General features: G+C 42.3%; 18 protein-coding genes. 12 read left to right on the top strand and 6 right to left on the bottom strand.

Features of this window, described 5'->3' with window-relative positions; genetic code table 11:
- Positions 1–118 precede the first annotated feature (118 nt).
- On the top strand, positions 119–388 hold the full coding sequence (locus AB5N96_RS07525; protein ID WP_204589512.1) for an HPr family phosphocarrier protein: 270 nt from the start codon (positions 119–121) through the stop codon (positions 386–388).
- Positions 385–2,103, top strand: a complete 1,719-nt coding sequence (ptsP, locus tag AB5N96_RS07520) for a phosphoenolpyruvate--protein phosphotransferase (protein WP_499705128.1) — start codon at positions 385–387, stop codon at positions 2,101–2,103. Before AB5N96_RS07525 ends, ptsP begins: the two co-directional genes overlap by 4 nt.
- An 85-nt stretch (positions 2,104–2,188) precedes the next feature.
- Here the strand turns inward: ptsP and AB5N96_RS07515 are convergent, their stop codons facing one another.
- From AB5N96_RS07515 to AB5N96_RS07495, 5 genes are all read right to left on the bottom strand, one after another.
- Positions 2,189–3,808 (bottom strand): glycerol-3-phosphate dehydrogenase/oxidase, encoded by a 1,620-nt coding sequence (locus AB5N96_RS07515; RefSeq protein ID WP_204589580.1) that lies wholly within the window; start codon positions 3,806–3,808, stop codon positions 2,189–2,191.
- A gap of 218 nt (positions 3,809–4,026) precedes the next feature.
- Positions 4,027–5,517 carry a glycerol kinase GlpK gene (glpK, locus tag AB5N96_RS07510; protein WP_499705127.1) on the bottom strand — a complete coding sequence of 497 codons (1,491 nt, stop codon included), beginning with the start codon at positions 5,515–5,517 and terminating at the stop codon, positions 4,027–4,029.
- Between the two features lie 13 nt (positions 5,518–5,530).
- Positions 5,531–6,355, bottom strand: coding sequence for an MIP/aquaporin family protein (locus AB5N96_RS07505; RefSeq protein WP_499705126.1), 825 nt, complete (start codon positions 6,353–6,355; stop codon positions 5,531–5,533).
- 186 nt (positions 6,356–6,541) lie between these two features.
- The gene (locus AB5N96_RS07500) at positions 6,542–7,096 is read right to left on the bottom strand and encodes a glycerol-3-phosphate responsive antiterminator (protein WP_204589516.1); all 555 of its coding nucleotides are present in this window, start codon (positions 7,094–7,096) and stop codon (positions 6,542–6,544) included.
- An 89-nt stretch (positions 7,097–7,185) separates the two neighbouring features.
- Entirely contained in the window at positions 7,186–8,367 is a 1,182-nt protein-coding gene (locus AB5N96_RS07495; protein ID WP_204589517.1) for an MFS transporter, read from the bottom strand.
- Between the two features lie 147 nt (positions 8,368–8,514).
- On the opposite strand from AB5N96_RS07495, the gene AB5N96_RS07490 reads away from it, so the two are divergent.
- The 8 genes from AB5N96_RS07490 (at position 8,515) to AB5N96_RS07455 (ending at position 15,949) form a co-directional block, all read left to right on the top strand.
- Entirely contained in the window at positions 8,515–9,444 is a 930-nt protein-coding gene (locus tag AB5N96_RS07490; RefSeq protein ID WP_499705125.1) for an AEC family transporter, read from the top strand.
- Positions 9,445–9,456: 12 nt separating this feature from the next.
- A complete protein-coding gene (locus tag AB5N96_RS07485) occupies positions 9,457–10,350 on the top strand; it encodes a DMT family transporter (protein ID WP_239584817.1) in 894 nt (297 codons plus the stop codon).
- 104 nt (positions 10,351–10,454) lie between these two features.
- Complete coding sequence (locus AB5N96_RS07480) at positions 10,455–11,465, top strand: LacI family DNA-binding transcriptional regulator (RefSeq protein ID WP_499705124.1); 1,011 nt, start codon at positions 10,455–10,457, stop codon at positions 11,463–11,465.
- Between the two features lie 116 nt (positions 11,466–11,581).
- Complete coding sequence (ahlS, locus tag AB5N96_RS07475) at positions 11,582–12,430, top strand: AhlS family quorum-quenching N-acyl homoserine lactonase (protein ID WP_204589521.1); 849 nt, start codon at positions 11,582–11,584, stop codon at positions 12,428–12,430.
- An 11-nt stretch (positions 12,431–12,441) separates the two neighbouring features.
- Positions 12,442–13,623, top strand: coding sequence for an iron-containing alcohol dehydrogenase (locus AB5N96_RS07470; protein ID WP_499705123.1), 1,182 nt, complete (start codon positions 12,442–12,444; stop codon positions 13,621–13,623).
- Between the two features lie 15 nt (positions 13,624–13,638).
- Positions 13,639–15,060, top strand: coding sequence for an NAD-dependent succinate-semialdehyde dehydrogenase (locus tag AB5N96_RS07465; protein WP_499705122.1), 1,422 nt, complete (start codon positions 13,639–13,641; stop codon positions 15,058–15,060).
- A 62-nt stretch (positions 15,061–15,122) separates the two neighbouring features.
- Positions 15,123–15,302, top strand: coding sequence for a hypothetical protein (locus AB5N96_RS07460; RefSeq protein ID WP_239584818.1), 180 nt, complete (start codon positions 15,123–15,125; stop codon positions 15,300–15,302).
- A 200-nt stretch (positions 15,303–15,502) separates the two neighbouring features.
- A complete protein-coding gene (locus tag AB5N96_RS07455) occupies positions 15,503–15,949 on the top strand; it encodes a DUF4385 domain-containing protein (protein ID WP_499705121.1) in 447 nt (148 codons plus the stop codon).
- A 631-nt stretch (positions 15,950–16,580) separates the two neighbouring features.
- On the opposite strand, the gene AB5N96_RS07450 is transcribed toward AB5N96_RS07455, so the two are convergent.
- Entirely contained in the window at positions 16,581–17,621 is a 1,041-nt protein-coding gene (locus AB5N96_RS07450) for an NAD(P)/FAD-dependent oxidoreductase (RefSeq protein ID WP_204589526.1), read from the bottom strand.
- 119 nt (positions 17,622–17,740) lie between these two features.
- Between AB5N96_RS07450 and AB5N96_RS07445 the strand changes: the two genes are divergently transcribed.
- Both AB5N96_RS07445 and AB5N96_RS07440 read left to right on the top strand, forming a co-directional pair.
- Positions 17,741–18,535, top strand: coding sequence for an ATP-binding cassette domain-containing protein (locus AB5N96_RS07445; protein WP_204589527.1), 795 nt, complete (start codon positions 17,741–17,743; stop codon positions 18,533–18,535).
- A 1-nt stretch (position 18,536) separates the two neighbouring features.
- Positions 18,537–19,457 carry an iron-hydroxamate ABC transporter substrate-binding protein gene (locus AB5N96_RS07440; RefSeq protein WP_204589528.1) on the top strand — a complete coding sequence of 307 codons (921 nt, stop codon included), beginning with the start codon at positions 18,537–18,539 and terminating at the stop codon, positions 19,455–19,457.
- Position 19,458: the final 1 nt, after the last annotated feature.

Here is a 19,458-nt window from a genome sequence, read left to right as displayed (position 1 = left end):
GATACTACCGTCATACTAGTCATTACCCTATGGTAAGTTTAAAATCTTAAGTAAGGTGAAGAAGGAGTTATGTTTCATTTCCTTTAATAATTCCAGTGAAACTAGAAAGGAGAATAAGATGATTGAACGAAGTTATAAAATTACAAGTGTAGAAGGCCTTCATGCACGACCCGCTGCCACCTTGGTAGCAGCAGTGACACCATTTACCTCTGAAGTAAAGCTTGAATATCAAGAAAGACAAGTAAATATGAAATCGATTATGGGTCTTATGTCGTTAGGCATTTCAAAAGATAGCACGATCAAAATTATTGCCGACGGTTCTGACGAAGAAGATTTAATGGCTGTTGTAGATGCGTTAATGAAAACTGAAGGATTGGCTACAGGATGAAGTCTATTGCGGGCTTAGCAGCATCAAATGGAATTGCTATTGCCAAAGCACTTCGTATAGAAGACACTGCTTTACCTATCGAAAAAAAAGCTGTTACCAATACGGATAAAGAAATTAAGCGTTTCGAATCGGCTATTTTTGCTGCTGAAGACGAATTGAAAGAAATAAAAAAGCAGACACAACTTAAATTGGGGTCAGATACATCAGCAATTTTTACTGCGCATCTTTTAGTCTTGAAAGACCCTGAATTCATAGGTCCGATTAAAGAAAAAATTGGTAGGGGCTTAAATGCAGAATTGGCACTTCAAGAAACGACAAATAGGTTCATTGCCATGTTCGATGCTTTGGACAATGAGTACATAAGAGCAAGAACGGCAGATATTCGCGATGTCGCAAAACGAGTACTAACTCATCTAGTAGGTCTAACACTTCCTGATCTATCGCTCATTTCTGAAGAAGTGATTGTTATAGCGAACGATTTGTCTCCTTCTGAAACAGCCCTACTAAATCTTGATTTCGTTAAAGGTTTTGTTACCAATAGAGGCAGTCGGACTTCACATACTGCAATACTTGCTCGCACCCTTGAAATTCCAGCAGTAATTGGAACGAACACAGCAACTTCGACTATAGAGAACGGCCAAGTGGTTATTGTGGATGGAATAGAAGGAAGAGTTTATGTTAACCCCAGTGAAGAAATTATTTCTGCATATCGAGCTAAAAGTGCCGATCTAGAAGCCAATAAAGTAGAGATGACAAAGTATTTAAACAAACCTACTGTTACATTGGATGGACATCGAGTAGAGCTCGCTGCCAATATTGGAACCCCCGAAGATGTTAAAGGAGCAATTGAAAACGGTAGTGAAGGCATCGGTTTATACCGAACGGAATTTTTGTACATGGGACGAGATTCTTTTCCCAGTGAAGAAGAGCAATACGAAGCATATAAATCTGTGCTGGATTGTATGAAAAACAGACCTACAGTCATCCGTACTTTAGATTGTGGTGGAGATAAAGAACTTCCCTATTTTAAGCTTCCTGATGAAATGAATCCGTATTTAGGTCTTCGAGCAATACGACTTTCTTTAGAAATGCAAGATATGTTCCGAACACAACTCCGAGCACTTCTGCGGGCAAGTGTGCACGGTAATTTGAAAATAATGTTCCCCATGATTGCCACTCTTGACGAGTTTAGGAAGGCTAAAGCAATACTCATTCAAGAAAAAGAACAGCTTATTTCAAAAGGAATCGCGGTAAGTGAATCGATAGAAATAGGTATGATGGTGGAAGTGCCTTCAGCGGCTGTAATTGCAGATCATTTCGCTAAAGAGGCGGATTTCTTATCTATCGGTACAAATGATTTGATCCAGTATACACTTGCAGCGGATCGCATGAACGAAAGAGTCTCTTATTTATACCAACCTTATCATCCGGCAATTCTACGCTTAGTGAAAAATGTAATTGATGCTGCTCATCAGCAAGGTAAATGGGTAGGCATGTGTGGTCAAATGGCAGAAGATGACATAGCTATACCCATACTTCTAGCTCTCGGGCTCGATGAATTCTCAATGAGTGCTTCCTCAATTTTAAAAGCTCGTTCCCGGATTTCACAACTCTCAAAATCTAAGTGGGAAGGTCATTTGAGTCATATCATGTCTCTATCTACAGCTGAAGAAGTAGAACATTTTATGAAAGAGATTATAGGTAAGAGGAATTAAAAACTCAGTTCCAAGAGAAAGGAACTGAGTTTACTATAGTGCTAGTCACTATATATCTTTTTATATTTTTTAAGCCAAGGAGAAATTAACGAAGGGCAATTATGGCATCGTGAATTTCTTTTTCTAATTCCTCTTGGTATGTTTTATAGGTTGCTTCATCCCAGCCTAACAGATTTTTCATAAGCTCTAGAATGGATGCTTTGTGAAGTTGGACCCAATTGATATCGAAAAACAATCTTCCCGTGCGGCGAATAAAGAAATCTACAGGTTTCACGATCATTTCATTTTGCACGGCATAGACGACTTCGGAATAAACAGCGAGTGTCAAAGAACCGTCCATTTTCATCCCAGTTGCAGCATGTGCTATTTTGAAAATTTGATCTGCATTCGAGCCATAAAATGAGGCGAAATGACGGCCTTCATCCGGAGTTAACCCGAACTTAACTGCTTCAAGAGCCTTCTTTTCAACGAAGGAATGATAATTTTGAGAGCCCCCAAAATCCGCTCCAGAGATAGGTAAATGAATTGTTTTAGATTTTTTAAAGGTTTGTTTCGTTTCTGATTTTAAACGCTTAGAGACAAGGTCAACTACGTGCTCTGACATTTTTCTGTATCCTGTTAACTTGCCCCCAGCTATTGTGATTAGTCCACTTTCTTGCTCCCAAATTTCATCTTTACGCGATATTTCAGAGGGGTCTTTGCCTTCTTCAAATATAAGTGGACGAACGCCAGCCCAGCTCGATTCAACGTCATCAACCGTTACGTGAACTGTTGGGAACATATAATGAATGGCATCTAAAATATACTGACGGTCTTCAACAGTCATCTTAGGATTCGCAATATCATTATCTTTATCAAAAAGTGTATCTGTGGTGCCTACATAGGCTTTGCCGTCACGCGGTATGGCAAACATCATTCTACCATCTTGCGTATCAAAATAAATAGCTTGCTTTAAAGGGAAGACGGATTGGTCTACTACCAAGTGAACACCTTTAGTTAATCTCAATTGTTTTGAGTTTTTGGAGTAATCCAGGCTTCGGACTTCATCGACCCATGGGCCCGCTGCATTTACAACTCTTTTTCCTGAGAGGATATAGGGTGTACCAGATAATTGGTCCATCACTTCAATTCCAGTAATCTTTTTTTGATCATAGATAAAGCGTTGTGCTTTCACGTAATTGACTATGTCTGCTCCGTATTCCACAGCTTTTTTTATGACTTCAAGGGTCAATCGTGCATCATCGGTACGATATTCTACATAATACCCAGCTCCGCGTAATCCATCTTTTTTTACTAAAGGTTCATGAGCTAGCGTTTCCTGAGCAGAAAGCATCTTGCGTCGCTCCTTCTTTTTGACGCCAGCTAAATAGTCATAAACACGCAAACCAAAGGATGTGCTTACCTTTCCGAATGTTCCACCTTTATGGATAGGTAAAAGCATCCATTCTGGTGTCGTAACATGAGGTCCGTTTTCGTAGACGATTTCCCGCTCTTTCCCGACCTCAGCCACCATTTTCACTTCGAATTGTTTTAAATAACGCAGTCCACCATGGACAAGTTTGGTAGATCGACTAGATGTTCCACCTGCAAAATCTTGCATCTCAACAACAGCAACTTTCATTCCTCTTGTTACAGCGTCAAGAGCAATACCGGCCCCAGTAATCCCTCCGCCAATGACAATTAAATCGTATTCCTGTTGGCTCATCTTGTTTACTTGCGCGTCTCTATTTAGACTCGAAAAATTTTGTATCACTTTACTTCCGCCTTTCAGTTTTAGTGTATGTGGTTCTCTAAATAAACGAATTTTTTAGATAAAAAAAAGAGAGGCTGAATCACATTATGATGCATGCATCATAATGAATTCAGGCCTCTCTCATTCTGTACCCATTTATTAACTTAAGTAAATTCTATCATAAATTCGTATTATTTAAAAGCCATAGCTGCTGTCACAGCTTTTTTCCAACCCGAGTAGAGGTCTGTGCGAAGCTCTTCAGACATTTTGGCCTCGAAATTGTTATCCACTTTCCACATGTCTGCAATTTCATCACGGCTCTTCCAAAAACCAACAGCAAGTCCTGCTAAATAGGCTGCGCCTAAAGCAGTAGTTTCCCCAATTACTGGACGCTCAACAGTTACGTCTAGGAGATCACTTTGGAATTGCATGAGAAAATCATTGTGAATAGCTCCACCATCGACGCGTAACTTTTTAAGCTGGATACCTGAATCTTTCTCCATTGCATTCAGTACATCTTTTGTTTGATAGGCTATGGATTCAAGTGTCGCCCGAATAAAATGTTCTTTTGTTGTACCTCTTGTTAATCCAAACACTGCACCTCGGACTTCACTATCCCAATACGGTGTTCCAAGACCTACAAAAGCAGGTACAACGTAAACTCCGTCAGTTGAATCAACACGTTTTGCATAGTCTTCAGTAGATTGAGCATCTTTGATCATTCTCATTCCATCTCGAAGCCATTGAACGGCACTTCCCGCAATGAAAATACTGCCTTCTAATGCATATTCTACTTTTCCATCAATGCCCCATGCGAGAGTAGTTAACAAGCCATGAGATGAAGAAACGGCTTTTTCACCAGTGTTCATTAACATAAAGCATCCTGTACCGTAGGTGTTTTTACCCATACCTTCTGAATAACAAGCCTGTCCAAATAATGAAGCTTGCTGATCACCCGCAGCACCTGCAATTGGAATTTCATGTCCAAAGAAGTGATAATCTACTGTTTTCGCATAAATTTCAGATGAGGATTTCACTTCAGGTAACATCGAATTTGGTACTCCTAAAATATCAAGCAGCTCTTGATCCCATTCTAAATCATGAATATTGTACATCAGTGTTCGGGACGCATTCGAGTAATCTGTAATATGCGCTTTTCCTCCTGAGAGCTTCCAAATCAACCAAGAATCAATGGTACCAAAAAGTAATTTACCTTCGTCTGCTTTTTCTCTTGCCCCTTCAACGTTATCTAGAATCCATTTTACTTTTGTACCTGAAAAGTAAGCGTCAATTAGCAAACCTGTTTTGCGACGAAACAAATCATTATGACCTTGTGCTTTTAACTCTTCACAAATATCAGCAGTTTGTCGAGATTGCCATACGATAGCATTATAGACGGGTAAGCCAGTTTCTTTATCCCATACTACGGTTGTCTCTCGTTGATTTGTAATACCTATTCCTGCGATTTGGTCCGGTTTCACTCCAGATTCAGATAAAACAGTGGCAATTACAGCCAAAACAGATCCCCAAATTTCGCTTGCATTATGCTCGACCCAACCTGGCTTGGGGAAAATCTGTGTAAATTCTCTTTGGCTGATTTTTACGATTTCACCTTTTATATTAAATAAGACTGCTCTTGAACTCGTCGTTCCTTGATCTAGTGATAAGATATATTTTTCCATTTTATAATCTCCTCTAAGCAAATAATTTTTTGTTTTTTTCAGCTTGAGATTCTCTTTTGTCTACTACTAATAAAGCCAGTAAGCAAAGGACTGTTGTACCTAAAACAATCCAGAACCAAATTGTGACGTCATTTGTAAAGAACGCCTTGTAAAATACTCCTGCCAATGACCCTCCGAGGACTGGACCTAATACAGGAACCCAAGCGTATCCCCAATTTGATTTTCCTTTGCCTGCAATCGGTAAGAGAAAGTGAGCAATTCTCGGTCCAAGGTCACGAGCTGGATTGATGGCATACCCAGTCGTTCCACCTAAAGAAAGTCCTAATGCTACTATGAGCATCCCCACAATAAATGGATTCAAGCCTTCTGTAAATTCATTTGCCCCAATTGCTAAAATGCTAAGAACTAACACAAAAGTACCAATGAGTTCACTTAATACATTGGAGAAATAGTGAGGGATGGCAGGGCTAGTTGAGAATACTCCCAACTTGGTTGCCGGATCTTCTGTCGCTTTCCAATGCGGTAAAAAGTGTAGCCATACAATTGTTGCACCTATGAAAGCGCCAATCATTTGAGCCGAGATATATAATGGGATTTTCGCCCAAGCGAAATCTCCGTTAAAGGCTAATCCAAGTGTTACTGCAGGATTTAAATGAGCTCCACTAAATTGTCCGACTGCATAAATTGCCATAGCGACTCCAAGACCCCATCCAAACGAGATGACGATCCATCCACTATTCCGTGCAAACGATTTGTTTAAATTTACATTTGCACAAACCCCTGCTCCAAAGATAATCAAAATAGCTGTACCGATTAATTCTGCCAAAAATTCACTCATATACATTGCTCCCTCTCTTGGTAAATGTTGGTTTTTATAAAATAAAAAGACCCATAGATAGGTTCCACAATTCATGAATTGTGGAAGCACCAGTGGGTCTCTTGATTCTCTACACTGAATATTAACTTGTGACTAACATATCAAACAATGAAAGCGGTGTCAACGTGTAGCCATACTATTCTGTTTTCAAGAGAAGGCCGTCCATAAAGCAATAGAAGAGGTCGTGATCGCAATGGCGCCAGCTCGGAGTGCTTCTTCAACTTCTTGCTCTGTTTCGATTAAGCCACCTGCGATTATAGGTTTACCAGTTGTAATCCCTACACGTTCAATTACTTTAGGAACAACACCTGGTAAAAGTTCAATATAATCAGGATCTGATTTATTAATCAATTGAACGCTTCGATCTAAAGCATTTGAGTCAATAACAAAGGTACGATGGATAGCCTTGACATTCAGTTGCCTAGCTTTTTTGATAACACTACTTTTTGTTGAGATAATTCCGTATGGTTTGATCACTTGACACACATACTCAGTCGCAAATTCATCGTTTGACAAGCCCTGAATCAAATCCATATGAAGAAACATTTTTTTGTTTTTAGACCTTGCATAATCGAAAGCGCTTTTTAACATCCCTACATGTAAATTCAAAAACACACCGTAACGAAAAGAATAGGTCAGCATTTTGTCAAAGTCTTTCATAGATTGGATAGCAGGTAAAATTTTTTGTCCTTCAAACGGCATATCGCGACACCAGCCCTTTCGTATGAGAAAACTACTATCTTTGGATTGATTATACACCGAATCAATGAATCTACGGTTGAATGAAACGATTAAGAGGATGCAGTTGGTAGGGAAGCCTTGCGCTTCCAACTAATCGATAACATCAACGTTGCAAGCAACACGACCAAACCGAGCATGAAGGGATACTTCATGTCAATATCATACACAGCGCCTGCAAGTAGCGGTCCTAAAATATTCCCGATACTCATATACGAGTTGTTCAGACCCATCGCAAGGCCTTGCTCTTTTCCAGCCATCTTAGAAATCATCGTCGTCAAGACTGGACGAAGTAGAGACGTTGCTAGGAATACAAGTAACGTAATTCCGAAGAACATCGCAAAACTCGTCGCGATAAGGGATAGGAAGAAACCAAGAGCCGCGATTGCTAAGAAGACGATCAATAGCACAGGCTCTCCGAAACGTCGTACCAAATAGTCGACAACAAATAATTGAATGACAACACTGACAGCTCCTGTGGCTGTAATCATCCAAGCAATTTGTTGGGCAGTCGCACCAAACGCCGCATCGACATACAAACCTAAGACCGTTTCATACGCAATCAGACCGAAGCTCATCACCATAATAATAATCAGTGGAATGAAGTACGGCTTTTTAGGAGATTGCAGCACGTCATCCAGTAAAGAAGACTGTGGACGCGTCATCACGTCGCCTTCTGGTTGACTTTCTTGCAAAGTGAAGTAGGAAATTACAACCGCCAGTAGTCCGACGATTGCAGAAACTAATAGCGGTGTCTTTGTTCCATATTCCGCTAAAAATCCACCAATACCAGGACCTACAACGATACCTAAAGACATCGAGGCAGAGATAAAGCTGTTGCCTTTTGCACGTTGATCCATCGTTGTGATATCCGCTACGTACGCGAAAATTGCAGGGATACAGAACGCGGCTCCTACCCCACCAATGAAGCGGGATATGTACACAAATAGAATACTTGGTGCGAGGTAGAACAATAACATAGAGAATCCTAAACCAAAGAGGCCGAGAATAATCATTTTGCGACGACCATATTGGTCCGTCCAACGTCCGCCGATTGGCGAGAAAATCAATTGAGCACCTGCAAACAAGGCGATAATCATCCCGGCTGCAGTGCCTCCTTCACCTAGTTCACGAAGGTATTCAGGTAAAATCGGAAGGATCAATCCAAAGCTTCCGACGGCAATGAACATGTTGAGCATCAAAATTGCTAATTTTTTCTTTTGATCTTTTGTCATCTTTTTTTCTCACTTTCTTTTCAGTACTCACCTATTATACGGACTCAAAAATAAAATAGCGAACTGAAACGCTTCGTTTTACGAAAAAAGAATGTTGGCAGAATTCAAAAAGAGGTCTAGTATGAAAGCAGAGGGGGGGAGCGAGTTATGGCGTATTTTACATTGCTATTCTTTCAAATCATCGTCCCAATCCTTATCTTGCTTGGATTAGGTGCACTCTTACAAGTGAAATTTAAATTCCGTTTAAAAGCTTTGTCGCATCTTGTGACCTATTGTTTTATGCCGGCAGCTGTATTCATTAATTTATATGAAACAGTGATTTCACTTTCTGTTTTGTCGCAAGTTATCGTTTTTATCGTACTTTTTATTTTGTCTCAAATGGCTCTTGGGTCGCTTGGGGCCAAATTGCTGGAATTGCCACGGGAAGAAAGTGCAGTATTTAAAAATAGTATTGTACTGATTAACTCTGGAAATTACGGATTACCGGTTGCGCAACTTTTGTTTGTGGCCAATCCTGTAGGTGTAGCTATTCAAGTTATTATGGTTATTTTGCAAAATATCACTACTTATACATATGGACTCTATAATTTGATTTCTACTACAAAATCCGGTGCTGCCATTGTAAAAGAAGTGCTAAAGATGCCGATTGTGTTAGCACTTGTTTTAGGTGCACTTTTAAATATTTTCGCACTCCCCATACCTGCACCCATTCGAATTCCAATTGATTATGTAGCAGATGGGTTTGTTGCGGTTGCTTTGATTACACTCGGTGCTCAATTATCGACCATCGAAGTGAAGTCGATCATCAATAAGACAGTCTTTCTCAGCAGCTTTTTCCGGTTATTCATGGGACCAGTCATTGCCTTCTGTTTGATTCTTGCTCTAGGGCTAGACGGTGTAATTGCGCAGTCGTTACTGATTGCAAGTGCGTTTCCGACATCTCGTAATAGCGCTAGCCTGGCATTAGAATATGATGTGGATGCGGATACAGCAGCACAGACGGTATTATTTTCAACAATTGTGAGCGCGTTGACGGTCACGGTTGTCATTTATGTATCTACTATTTTATTTGGTTAGGACGTGTACGAGTTGGCACAAGAATCTTCACCTAAGATTATTTTTCCTCTGTTTATTTCAATCGTGGCGATTTCATTCGCTGCCATTTTCGTAAAATGGTCGGATGCACCTGCAACGATTTTGAGTATGTACCGAATGTTGCTTGCGACTTTGTTTTTGCTTCCGGTTGTTTGGGTGCGACGTGCTGAATTCAAACACGTAACAGCTAGAGAATGGCGACTTCTCGCGTTTTCTGGCGTGTTTCTCGCCCTTCATTTTGCGTTATGGTTCGGTTCGTTGAAACTGACTACCGTGGCAAGTTCGACTATCATTCTTGCTCTACAACCGATTGTGTCATTGATTGGTGGATTTATTGTGTTCCGTGAACGGACGACGCGAGCAGCCTTGGTCACGATGGGAGTTGCAGTCGTGGGAGCCGTAATGATTGGATGGGGAGATTTCGGACTCAGTTCTGCTGCGATTTTAGGAGATATTCTTTCCTTCTTAAGTGTCATCGCAGTCGTTGGATATTTGCTGATTGGGCAGAGTGCAGTAAAAAAAGTCTCACACTGGATTTATAGTTTTTCCGTTTTTGGGTTTGCAGGGATTGCACTGGTTTTGTATAACTTGATTGCCGGTGTACAGTTTACGGGATATTCTGGTCAAGAGTGGGGAATTTTTGTTCTGCTGGCGGTTGTACCGACAATTTCGCATATGATCAACAACTGGTTATTGAACTATGTCAACGCTACAACGATTTCGATGAGTATCCTCGGAGAACCGGTTGGGGCTACATTACTTGCTGTTTGGCTTCTAGGAGAACGTTTAACAGGTTGGCAACTGGTTGGTGGAGTCCTTGTTCTCGCTGGAGTATTTTTGTTCTTATTGCAGCAGATGCGGCGAAAACCGAAAGTTATAAAGCAATGAGTTTCAAGGGCATACTTATGTATGCTCTTTTTATTATCTGAAAATTCTTGACAATGAAAGCGTGAATAGATTATGATGGCGGTAATTTGATGGGGGAGAAAAACATGGTTTCTTCAAAAGATGTGGCGAAGTTTGCTGGTGTTTCTCAAACGACCGTTTCACGTGTTTTAAATACACCGGAATCAGTGAAAGAAAAGACTCGTAAAAAAGTAATTGAGGCAATTGAAGCACTGAATTATCATCCGAATTCAATCGCACGATCCCTTGTCAGCAATTCTACAAAATCTATTGCTCTTGTATCTGGCCCTCTACATAATCCATTTTTCGCGGATTCTGTCACAGCCATTATCCGATTTGCGAGACAGCGTGGGTATCAAGTAGCTGTTCACTTTGAAGACTTTGGAAGTAATGAAAGAGTATTTGAGAGTCTCGCCCAATCCAAAGTGGATGGCATGATCTTATCGTCTATTTATTTAGATGATCCGATACATTCGAGATTATCTCGATTCAATGTACCATTTGTCTATTTTAATCGGAAACCGCATGAAGAGAGTCATTATATTGAAATTGACAATGAACAGGCGGGTAGGCTTGGCGCCGAACATTTGCTAGCACTCGGACATACAAACATTGCCTGGATAGGGGGACCGCTCACAATGAGCACGTTTGCCGGCCGATTAAAAGGGTTCCAACAAATGATGATAGAGAATGGATACGTCCCCAACGAAAAATGGATAGTGGAGACGGATACGAGCGCGGAAGCAATTCGTGAACGGATATTGCAACTGCTTGAGCAATCGGAGAGACCGAGTGCACTATTTGCTGCGACAGATTCCATTGCGATTTATGCGTTGGATGTGTTGCAAGAGCTTGGCTACCGAATTCCAGAAGATATTAGTGTGATGGGTATCGACAATGTGACATGGAGCCGACATGCATCTTTCAATTTAACGACAGTCTCTGCGCAGTCCACCAGCAATCTAGGAGAGCTTGGCATTGAAGCGTTGTTTCAATTAATGGAAAAAACACAAACAAGGTGGATTCAAAAAACATTGCCAGTTCAATTGATTGAGCGTGGAACGACAACAACTTACAACAAAAGCGATACCACATAATGAAATCGCTTTCAGTAAAATGAATACGTAACCATTTTAAGGGGGTGGGGCTATCGAGCACTATCAAGTAGAACCGTTTGTTGCTTCTTTCACGGGATAAAAAGGAGGAAATCAGAGTGGCACATATTATTCAACCGCAAAAAAAGTTATATGTAATGGACAATGGCCGGATGCGCATGGACAAGAACTGGATGATTGCGATGCACAACCCGGCAACGATTACGAATCCTACTGCACCCACTGAGTTTGTTGAATTCCCTGTCTACACCGTACTGATTGATCACCCCGAAGGAAAAATACTATTTGATACCGCTTGTAACCCAAACTCGATGGGACCTGAAGGACGCTGGGGTCAAGCGACGCAACAAATGTTTCCAATTGATATGCCGGAAGCCTGCTACTTACACAATCGTTTAGGAGAACTTGGAGTACACCCAAAAGATATCAAATACGTGGTCGCATCCCATCTTCATTTGGACCACGCTGGATGTCTAGAACTGTTTACAAATGCACAAATTATCGTGCATGAAGACGAGTTTAACGGCACACTTCAAACATACGCGCGCAATCAAAAAGAAGGTGCCTATGTATGGGGAGATATTGATGCGTGGATCAAAAACAATCTCCAATGGAATACAATCAAACGTTCCGAAGACCGTTTACAATTACTTCCGGGAGTAGAAGTGCTGAACTTCGGAAGCGGTCATGCTTGGGGAATGCTCGGCCTCCGCATTGATATGCCGGAAACGGGTGGCATCATTTTAGCATCCGATGCCATTTACACCGCAGAGAGCTTTGGCCCACCTGTCAAACCACCGGGTATACTCTATGATTCGGTTGGCTACAATGCGACTGTTGAACGGATTCGCAAGTTAGCAAAAGAAACCAATTCACAAGTGTGGTTCGGCCATGATGCCAATCAATTTGCTAATTTTAGAAAATCCACAGAAGGTTACTACGAGTAAGGAGAGATTGGATGAGTTATTCGCAGTTGGTATTTGCACCACTTAGTTTCACAGGTTGGGGATCACTTGAAGAACTTGTTCCACAGGTCGAGAAATTCAATCCAAAACGAATTTTGGTCATCACAGACCCTATGCTCGCAAAACTCGGATTGACAGCACGTGCAACAGAACCACTTCGTGAAAAAGGGTGGGAAGTCGAAGTTTCTACTGATGTTGAACCTGAACCACCTCTTGCTCTTGGAGAACGACTCGTGAAGTTCACTCGAGAAGGAAACTTCGACCTAGTCGTAGGTTTTGGTGGAGGCAGTGCACTGGACTTAGCGAAGCTCGCTGCAGTCCTTGCGAAGAATGAAGGTGACGTTGCAGATTACTTAAATCTGACAGCGACTCGTTCCATCACCGAAAAAGGACTACCGAAAATTTTAATTCCAACAACGGCTGGCACAGGTTCAGAGGTCACGAATATTTCAGTATTGTCTCTTGATTCTTCAAAAGACGTAATTGCTCACGAAGCATTGATTGCTGATGTCGCTATAGTTGATCCAGCACTAACCGTCACAGTCCCGCCTCGCGTCACTGCAGCTACAGGTGTCGATGCCTTAACGCACGCTATTGAAGCCTACGTATCTGTCAACGCTTCTCCTACGTCCGATGCACTAGCACTACACGCGATCCGGTTGATGAGCCGCTCAATTCGTAGAGCGGTGCATGATGGAGAAAACAAAAAGGCGCGCACAGCGATGAGTCACGGCAGTTACATCGCAGGGCTAGCATTCTTCAATGCAGGGGTCGCGGGTGTCCACGCACTTGCGTATCCACTTGGTGGTCAGTTCCACATTCCACACGGAGAATCGAATGCGGTCTTGCTTCCATACGTCATGAACTATATCCGGAAGTCGTCAGAGAAGCGGATGCGTGATATTTTCGAAGCATTAGGCGGCAATGCCGCGCTAATGAGTGATGAAGAAGCCTCGTATGCTTGTGTGGACGAACTCGTACGACTCGTAAAAGACGTTGGAATTCCGCATACATTGCAAGAGTTTGATATTCCGGAATCCGCCATTGAATCTTTGACGCAAGATGGGGTCAAACAAAAACGGATTCTCGCGAGAAGTCCACTTCCACTTCATGAAGAGGATATTCGTAACGTTTACCGTGCTGCTTACAGTGGTAAACTTACAGAACCAACATAAAAAAGGAGTGGAACGATGAACTATTCACTAATTATAGATGGAAAAGAGACAGGCCAAGACTTAGAACAACAAGAGGTCACAAATCCAGCAACAGGTGAGGTCGTCGGAACTGTCCCTAAAGGTGGAAAGACGGAAGCACGTCAAGCAACAGACGCGGCTTTTGAAGCGTTCAAAACGTGGTCGAAGCTATCCGCCTACGAACGTACTGAAAAGTTAGCAGAATGGGCACGTCTGATGGATGAACATACAGACGAACTTGGCGAACTGATGACACGTGAACAAGGGAAGCCTTTGGAAGAAGCCAAGGGTGAAGTGAAATACGCTAATGGATTCTTCAAATGGTATGCAGAGGAAGGGAAGCGTATTTATGGTGAAACAATCCCTGCCACAACTGCGAATAAGCGTCTCTTTGTACACAAACAACCAGTAGGTGTCGTAGCCGTTATCACGCCATGGAACTTCCCTGCAGCCATGATCACACGTAAAGTAGGTCCAGCCATTGCAAGTGGTTGTACAGTCGTTATCAAACCAGCCAACTTAACACCACTCACTGCAATCCGCATGGTACAACTGGCAAAAGAAGCGGGGATTCCAGATGGCGTCGTTAACGTAGTGACTGGAGACTCGAAAGCCATCGGAGAAGAGTGGATGCAAGATATGCGCGTGCGTAAATTGACGTTCACGGGTTCTACTGAAGTGGGGAAAGAGCTCATGAAAGGTGCTGCAGAGACGGTCAAAAAAATATCACTTGAACTAGGTGGCCATGCACCGTCAATCGTCATGGATGATGCAAACTTTGATAAAGCCGTTGAACATGTTATGGCAGCAAAGTATCGCAATGCGGGGCAAACATGTGTCTGTATCAACCGTGTATATGTGCATGAGAAAATCGCCGATAAATTTGCACAAGCTTTAGCAGAAAAGTCCAAGCAATTGAAAGTCGGAAATGGTTTAGAAGAAGGCGTCAAAGTGGGTCCACTCATCAATGAAGACGCTATTGAAAAAGTGGAGAAGCATGTTCAAGATGCGAAAGACAAAGGTGCAAAAGTATTAACGGGTGGAGAAATTAAAGAAGGTTTGTTCTTTGAACCTACAGTACTTATGAATGCAACAGACGATATGCTATGTATGAACGAAGAGACATTTGGACCTCTCCTTCCGATTACTACATTTAAAGATGTGGACGAAGCAATTGAGCGTGCGAACGATACGGATTTCGGTTTAGCTGCCTATGTCTATACATCATCAATCAACACAGGCATCTATATCGCTGAAAACTTGGAATATGGCATCGTTGGCTTAAATGATGGCATTCCATCTTCTCCACAAGCTCCATTTGGCGGATTCAAGCAAAGTGGAATTGGCCGTGAAGGTGGTCATTATGGAATGGATGAGTTCTTGGAAATCAAATATATTTCTCTTGATCTTGCCGAATAACTTTGACAGCACACTGGCTCCCGTGATACGTTCAGACTACATGAATGGAAGGGGATGACAGGATGTCAGAGCAACCGAAAAAAATGTCTTTGAAAGAAGCTGTCGCAGCACAACTTGAAGCGAAGAAGAATAAGCAACAACAAGGCCAAGCAAACCACGCTGGAGATGCTGGCGGTAAGAAAATGCAATCGCAACAAGCGGGTAAAAAAGTGAGTACGACGCGTCGCAAAATGGGTAGCTAATTGTCTGGAACCACAACCTGTGTGCAGGTTGTGGTTTTTTGTTTTGTGAGAAATGAGTGTAATGGTTTTACTAGAAAGTGCTTTTTGATACTTAAGGTCTTGCTAGTAAGGGCTTAAACACTCTAAAGTTCGTTTTTGTTTTCATGCATCTTTTTTTAGGGTAGTGACTACTAAAGAAAAGAGAAAAGGAGCGAAATGCGATGCCCTTTGATTATGACTTAGATTTTGAAGTAATTGATTTTCGCAAACAGCCGGAACTCTACCGGGTTGGAAGAGGTGAACAAGGCGTCTTACTAGTGGAGCCATACAAATCCGAGATACTGCCACACTGGCGCTTTAAAACACCAGACATCGCCAAAAAGTCTGCTGAAGAAATTATGGAGCTATTTGAAGACTATAGAAAAAAAGATGACTTTGTTGGGATGGACATGGCGCGCAAGTTTATTCAGATGGGGTACACACGAGCGAGGCGCTATGCGAATTATAAAGGTGGAAGGAAATACAATGAAGACGGGTCTATCAAAGAGCGTCAAATCAACGATGAAAAAGCAGAATCTGCTGCAATTTTTAAAGAGTATTGGGACAAATTGCGGGAAGATGAGGATTATTTGAAGCGGAAGAAGAAGCATCAAAAAGAGTTTGGATGATTTTTTAGATGTGGAGCCGACTGGTCAGAAATTGTGCGAAATGCCAGCGTGGACTGTGAAGCGCTCTTTGCTTCATAGACCGCGATGGCATTTTGCGGGATTTCTAGGAGGCGCAACTCGATTCCATGTAGATGTGGAGAACGCTGCTCTAGAAAAGTTGAGTTCCGTTGTGGGGCTGCTTTCCGAGGGCGCTGCGTGAGCTTCCTCGTCGCATGCTCCTGCGGGATCTCACGGCAGACTGGAATCCCACTGGAGTCAGCCCCTCCACTACACTAAACTTTAGTTTCGATAATGCGTCTTCAACATCTAAATGTCCAGCAGCAAATCAAAAAAATTGCACATGGTCAGGAACTCACTACCTCCTCTTGTCGATTGTAAGAGTCATAAGATCTTACTAGTAAGGTCCTTAGGAAATCAGGTCTGAGTTTTGTATTAGTTTCCATAATATGACTTCGGTAGAATAAATCACGTTTAGTGTAGAAGAAAAATCAGTTTCAGTAGAAGAAATCCTGATTAGTGCAGAAGAAATTACGTATTCATCCGATGAATGTTCGTTCAGATTGAAGCCGACAGCTTTTTAAGGGTGACAGGCACCAAATGGAAGTGGTTTCCAAATAGTGACAGGCACCAATCAACTAGAATACTGAAGCTCCTTATTTCGCTCCTTGAACACATCATTGTGAGAAGAAACCATCGCAACTTTCTCCGCAGTGGGTTCAATGTAGAGCTTCGCGCGATTTACTGCATTTGCCGCATCGTGGAAGCACCCTGCAATTAAATTCACTTTACTGCTATGGATCAAGATATCACCGGCTGCAAAAATTCCCGGAACCGATGTTTCGCTTGAATCAGAACCAATGACCCGTGAATACTCGTCTAGTTCGAAATCAAATGTGCTGTTCTTCAAAAGTTCTGCATCAATCTCATAGCCGTGATTGATAATCACTTCATCGACCGGAAGCGTAGAGATTTCGCCGGTCACTTCATCTTTCACTTCCACGCACTCAATAGCATGACCTTCCTGATCCGCTACTAGCTTACAAATCGTTGTATTAAACAAACAGTTCGCACCGCTTCTCATCAATTGATCAATCTGTGCTTCATGTGCACCTGTGAATGCTTCTTTCCGGTAGACAACGGTCACAGAAGCAGCAAGAGGAGCCAGTTCGTTTGCCCAATCGATGGCTGCATTCCCGCCCCCCGAAATGACGACATGCCGGTCTTTGAATTGACCAAGAGACTTCACGACGTAATGGAGGTTCGCCACTTCGAACCGGTCTGCGCCTTCGATTGCTAACTTTTGAGGCTTTAAAATACCACTTCCAAGAGCGAGTACAACGGTTTTCGAGTAATGTTTCTCTCCAGTAGCAGTATGTACAACAAAGCTCTCATCCTCTAAGCGCTCCAAGTGCGTTACTTTGGTACCCAAGGAAATTGTCGGATCGAAGGTTTTTGCTTGCGTCACTAACTGCTCAATTAATTTCGCAGCAGGGAGTGGAGGCTGACCCCCAACATCCCACACCATCTTCTCCATATATACGTTCAACTTTCCGCCAAGAACGTCCTGTGCATCTATCAGTTTTGTTTTCATACCGCGCAAACCACTATAAAAAGTAGAATACAAGCCGGCTGGACCTGCTCCAATAATCGTTATATCAAATAGCTCTCTCATGTCATCCGCCCCATTCTTATTGAGAAAAGTTATCATTTATTAGTTGACATCTCGATTGTAGCGTATTAAAGTAGGTTTGTAAATGAAATTGAGAATCTTTATCAGCGGGAGTGTGGCCAGTGGTGCGATTGCATGCACAAGACTTACAAATTAAATATGGGGACCGAACCATTGTCGAAAAACTCTCTGTAGAGATTCCAGATGAGAAAGTTACCGTTATCATTGGCTCAAATGGCTGCGGGAAGTCTACAGTACTGAAAGCGATGACTCGTATCATTCCGCATCAGCAAGGAGCAGTCGTTCTTGATGGCGAGCTGATTGCAAAAGAAGACACCAAGTCTCTTGCTCGAAAGATTGCGGTGCTTCCTCAAACGCCGGACAGTGCGGGGGCATTAACCGTCAAAGAACTCGTCTCCTATGGCCGTTTCCCACACCAATCACGCTTTGGGAAACTGACGAAACGAGATTTTGAAATTATTGATTGGGCACTTGAAGTGACAGGGACCAAATTCTTTGAAACGCATCCCGTCGATTCTTTGTCAGGTGGACAGCGACAGCGTGTATGGATTGCGATGGCGCTCGCACAAGAGACGGACATGATTTTTCTTGATGAGCCGACGACCTATCTCGACATGGCTCACCAATTAGAAATTCTTGAACTGCTGCAAAAGCTAAATCAAGAAGAAAAGCGCACAATCGTTATGGTTCTCCATGACCTCAATCACGCAGCTCGTTTTGCAGACTACATCATCGGAATGAAATTTGGCCAGATCAAGACGGCTGGAACTTCTGAAGAGGTCATTCGCAAAGACGTGTTACGGGAGTTATTCAATATCGATGCGGAAATCGGTACAGATCCACGCACACAAAAACCCATTTGTATCACCTACAACTTAATCAGAGGAGAAAATTAATATGAAAAAAATCTATGCATTTTTACTTATACTAGCATCTGTTCTCGTTCTTGCTGCATGTGGCGATCCCACTACTGAATCAGGGGCAGGAGAAGAAACAGAAGAATCGGGCACCATCACATATGAATCTGAAAACGGACCAGTTGAAGTACCAGCAAATCCACAACGCGTTATCTCTCTAGCATCCTTTGCAGGGAACGTGATGGCACTGGATGTCCCACTTGTTGGTGTTGACTCATGGGCGAAAGACAACCCGAACTTCCAAGAAGAGCTTGCAGATGTGGAAGTTGTAACAGATGAGGACTTAGAAAAAATTATTGAGCTTGACCCAGATTTAATCATTGGTCTATCGGATATGAAAAATGTAGATAAGTTGAGTGAAATTGCACCAGTCGTCACGTATACATACGGCCAGGTGGACTACTTAACACAACACGTTGAAATTGGTAAATTGTTAAACAAAGAAGAAGAAGCACAAGCATGGGTAGATGACTTCAATGCACGCGCAAAAGAAATTGGAGAACAGATCAAAACTGAAATCGGAGAAGATACAACCGTTTCAGTTATCGAAAGCTTTGATAAACAGTTGTACGTATTCGGCGATAACTGGGGCCGTGGAACAGAAATCTTATATCAAGCAATGGGGCTTGGTATGACAGAAAAAGTGCAAGAAATGGCCCTTAGCGATGGCTACTATGCGTTATCAACAGAAGTACTCCCAGAATACGCAGCAGACTACATTGTTTGGAGTCGCAGTGCAGAAGCGGACAACTCGTTTGCAGAAACAGAAACATTTAAAAACATTCCAGCTGTGAAAGAGGGCCGTGTAATCGAAGTAGACTCAAAAGCATTCTACTTCAATGACCCGATTACATTAGATTTCCAATTGGATACATTTGAAGACGGATTTTTAGGAGAATAAT

Source organism: Chryseomicrobium imtechense (assembly GCF_041475995.1).
In the GTDB taxonomy this organism is placed as follows: Bacteria; Bacillota; Bacilli; order Bacillales_A; family Planococcaceae; genus Chryseomicrobium; species Chryseomicrobium aureum.
Note: the sequence above shows the minus strand (reverse complement) of the source record. Positions and strands in the feature narration are given on the sequence as shown.

What these genes read in the sequence shown, in the direction of transcription:
- AB5N96_RS07450 (WP_204589526.1), bottom strand. Translation starts at nt 17,621, where the DNA reads ATGAGAGAGCTATTTGATATAACGATTATTGGAGCAGGTCCAGCCGGC.
- ptsP (WP_499705128.1), top strand. Translation starts at nt 385, where the DNA reads ATGAAGTCTATTGCGGGCTTAGCAGCATCAAATGGAATTGCTATTGCC.
- AB5N96_RS07500 (WP_204589516.1), bottom strand. Translation starts at nt 7,096, where the DNA reads ATGCCGTTTGAAGGACAAAAAATTTTACCTGCTATCCAATCTATGAAA.
- AB5N96_RS07480 (WP_499705124.1), top strand. Translation starts at nt 10,455, where the DNA reads ATGGTTTCTTCAAAAGATGTGGCGAAGTTTGCTGGTGTTTCTCAAACG.
- AB5N96_RS07460 (WP_239584818.1), top strand. Translation starts at nt 15,123, where the DNA reads ATGTCAGAGCAACCGAAAAAAATGTCTTTGAAAGAAGCTGTCGCAGCA.
- AB5N96_RS07455 (WP_499705121.1), top strand. Translation starts at nt 15,503, where the DNA reads ATGCCCTTTGATTATGACTTAGATTTTGAAGTAATTGATTTTCGCAAA.
- AB5N96_RS07505 (WP_499705126.1), bottom strand. Translation starts at nt 6,355, where the DNA reads ATGAGTGAATTTTTGGCAGAATTAATCGGTACAGCTATTTTGATTATC.
- AB5N96_RS07515 (WP_204589580.1), bottom strand. Translation starts at nt 3,808, where the DNA reads ATGAGCCAACAGGAATACGATTTAATTGTCATTGGCGGAGGGATTACT.
- AB5N96_RS07465 (WP_499705122.1), top strand. Translation starts at nt 13,639, where the DNA reads ATGAACTATTCACTAATTATAGATGGAAAAGAGACAGGCCAAGACTTA.
- AB5N96_RS07490 (WP_499705125.1), top strand. Translation starts at nt 8,515, where the DNA reads ATGGCGTATTTTACATTGCTATTCTTTCAAATCATCGTCCCAATCCTT.
- AB5N96_RS07470 (WP_499705123.1), top strand. Translation starts at nt 12,442, where the DNA reads ATGAGTTATTCGCAGTTGGTATTTGCACCACTTAGTTTCACAGGTTGG.
- AB5N96_RS07440 (WP_204589528.1), top strand. Translation starts at nt 18,537, where the DNA reads ATGAAAAAAATCTATGCATTTTTACTTATACTAGCATCTGTTCTCGTT.
- glpK (WP_499705127.1), bottom strand. Translation starts at nt 5,517, where the DNA reads ATGGAAAAATATATCTTATCACTAGATCAAGGAACGACGAGTTCAAGA.
- AB5N96_RS07525 (WP_204589512.1), top strand. Translation starts at nt 119, where the DNA reads ATGATTGAACGAAGTTATAAAATTACAAGTGTAGAAGGCCTTCATGCA.
- AB5N96_RS07495 (WP_204589517.1), bottom strand. Translation starts at nt 8,367, where the DNA reads ATGACAAAAGATCAAAAGAAAAAATTAGCAATTTTGATGCTCAACATG.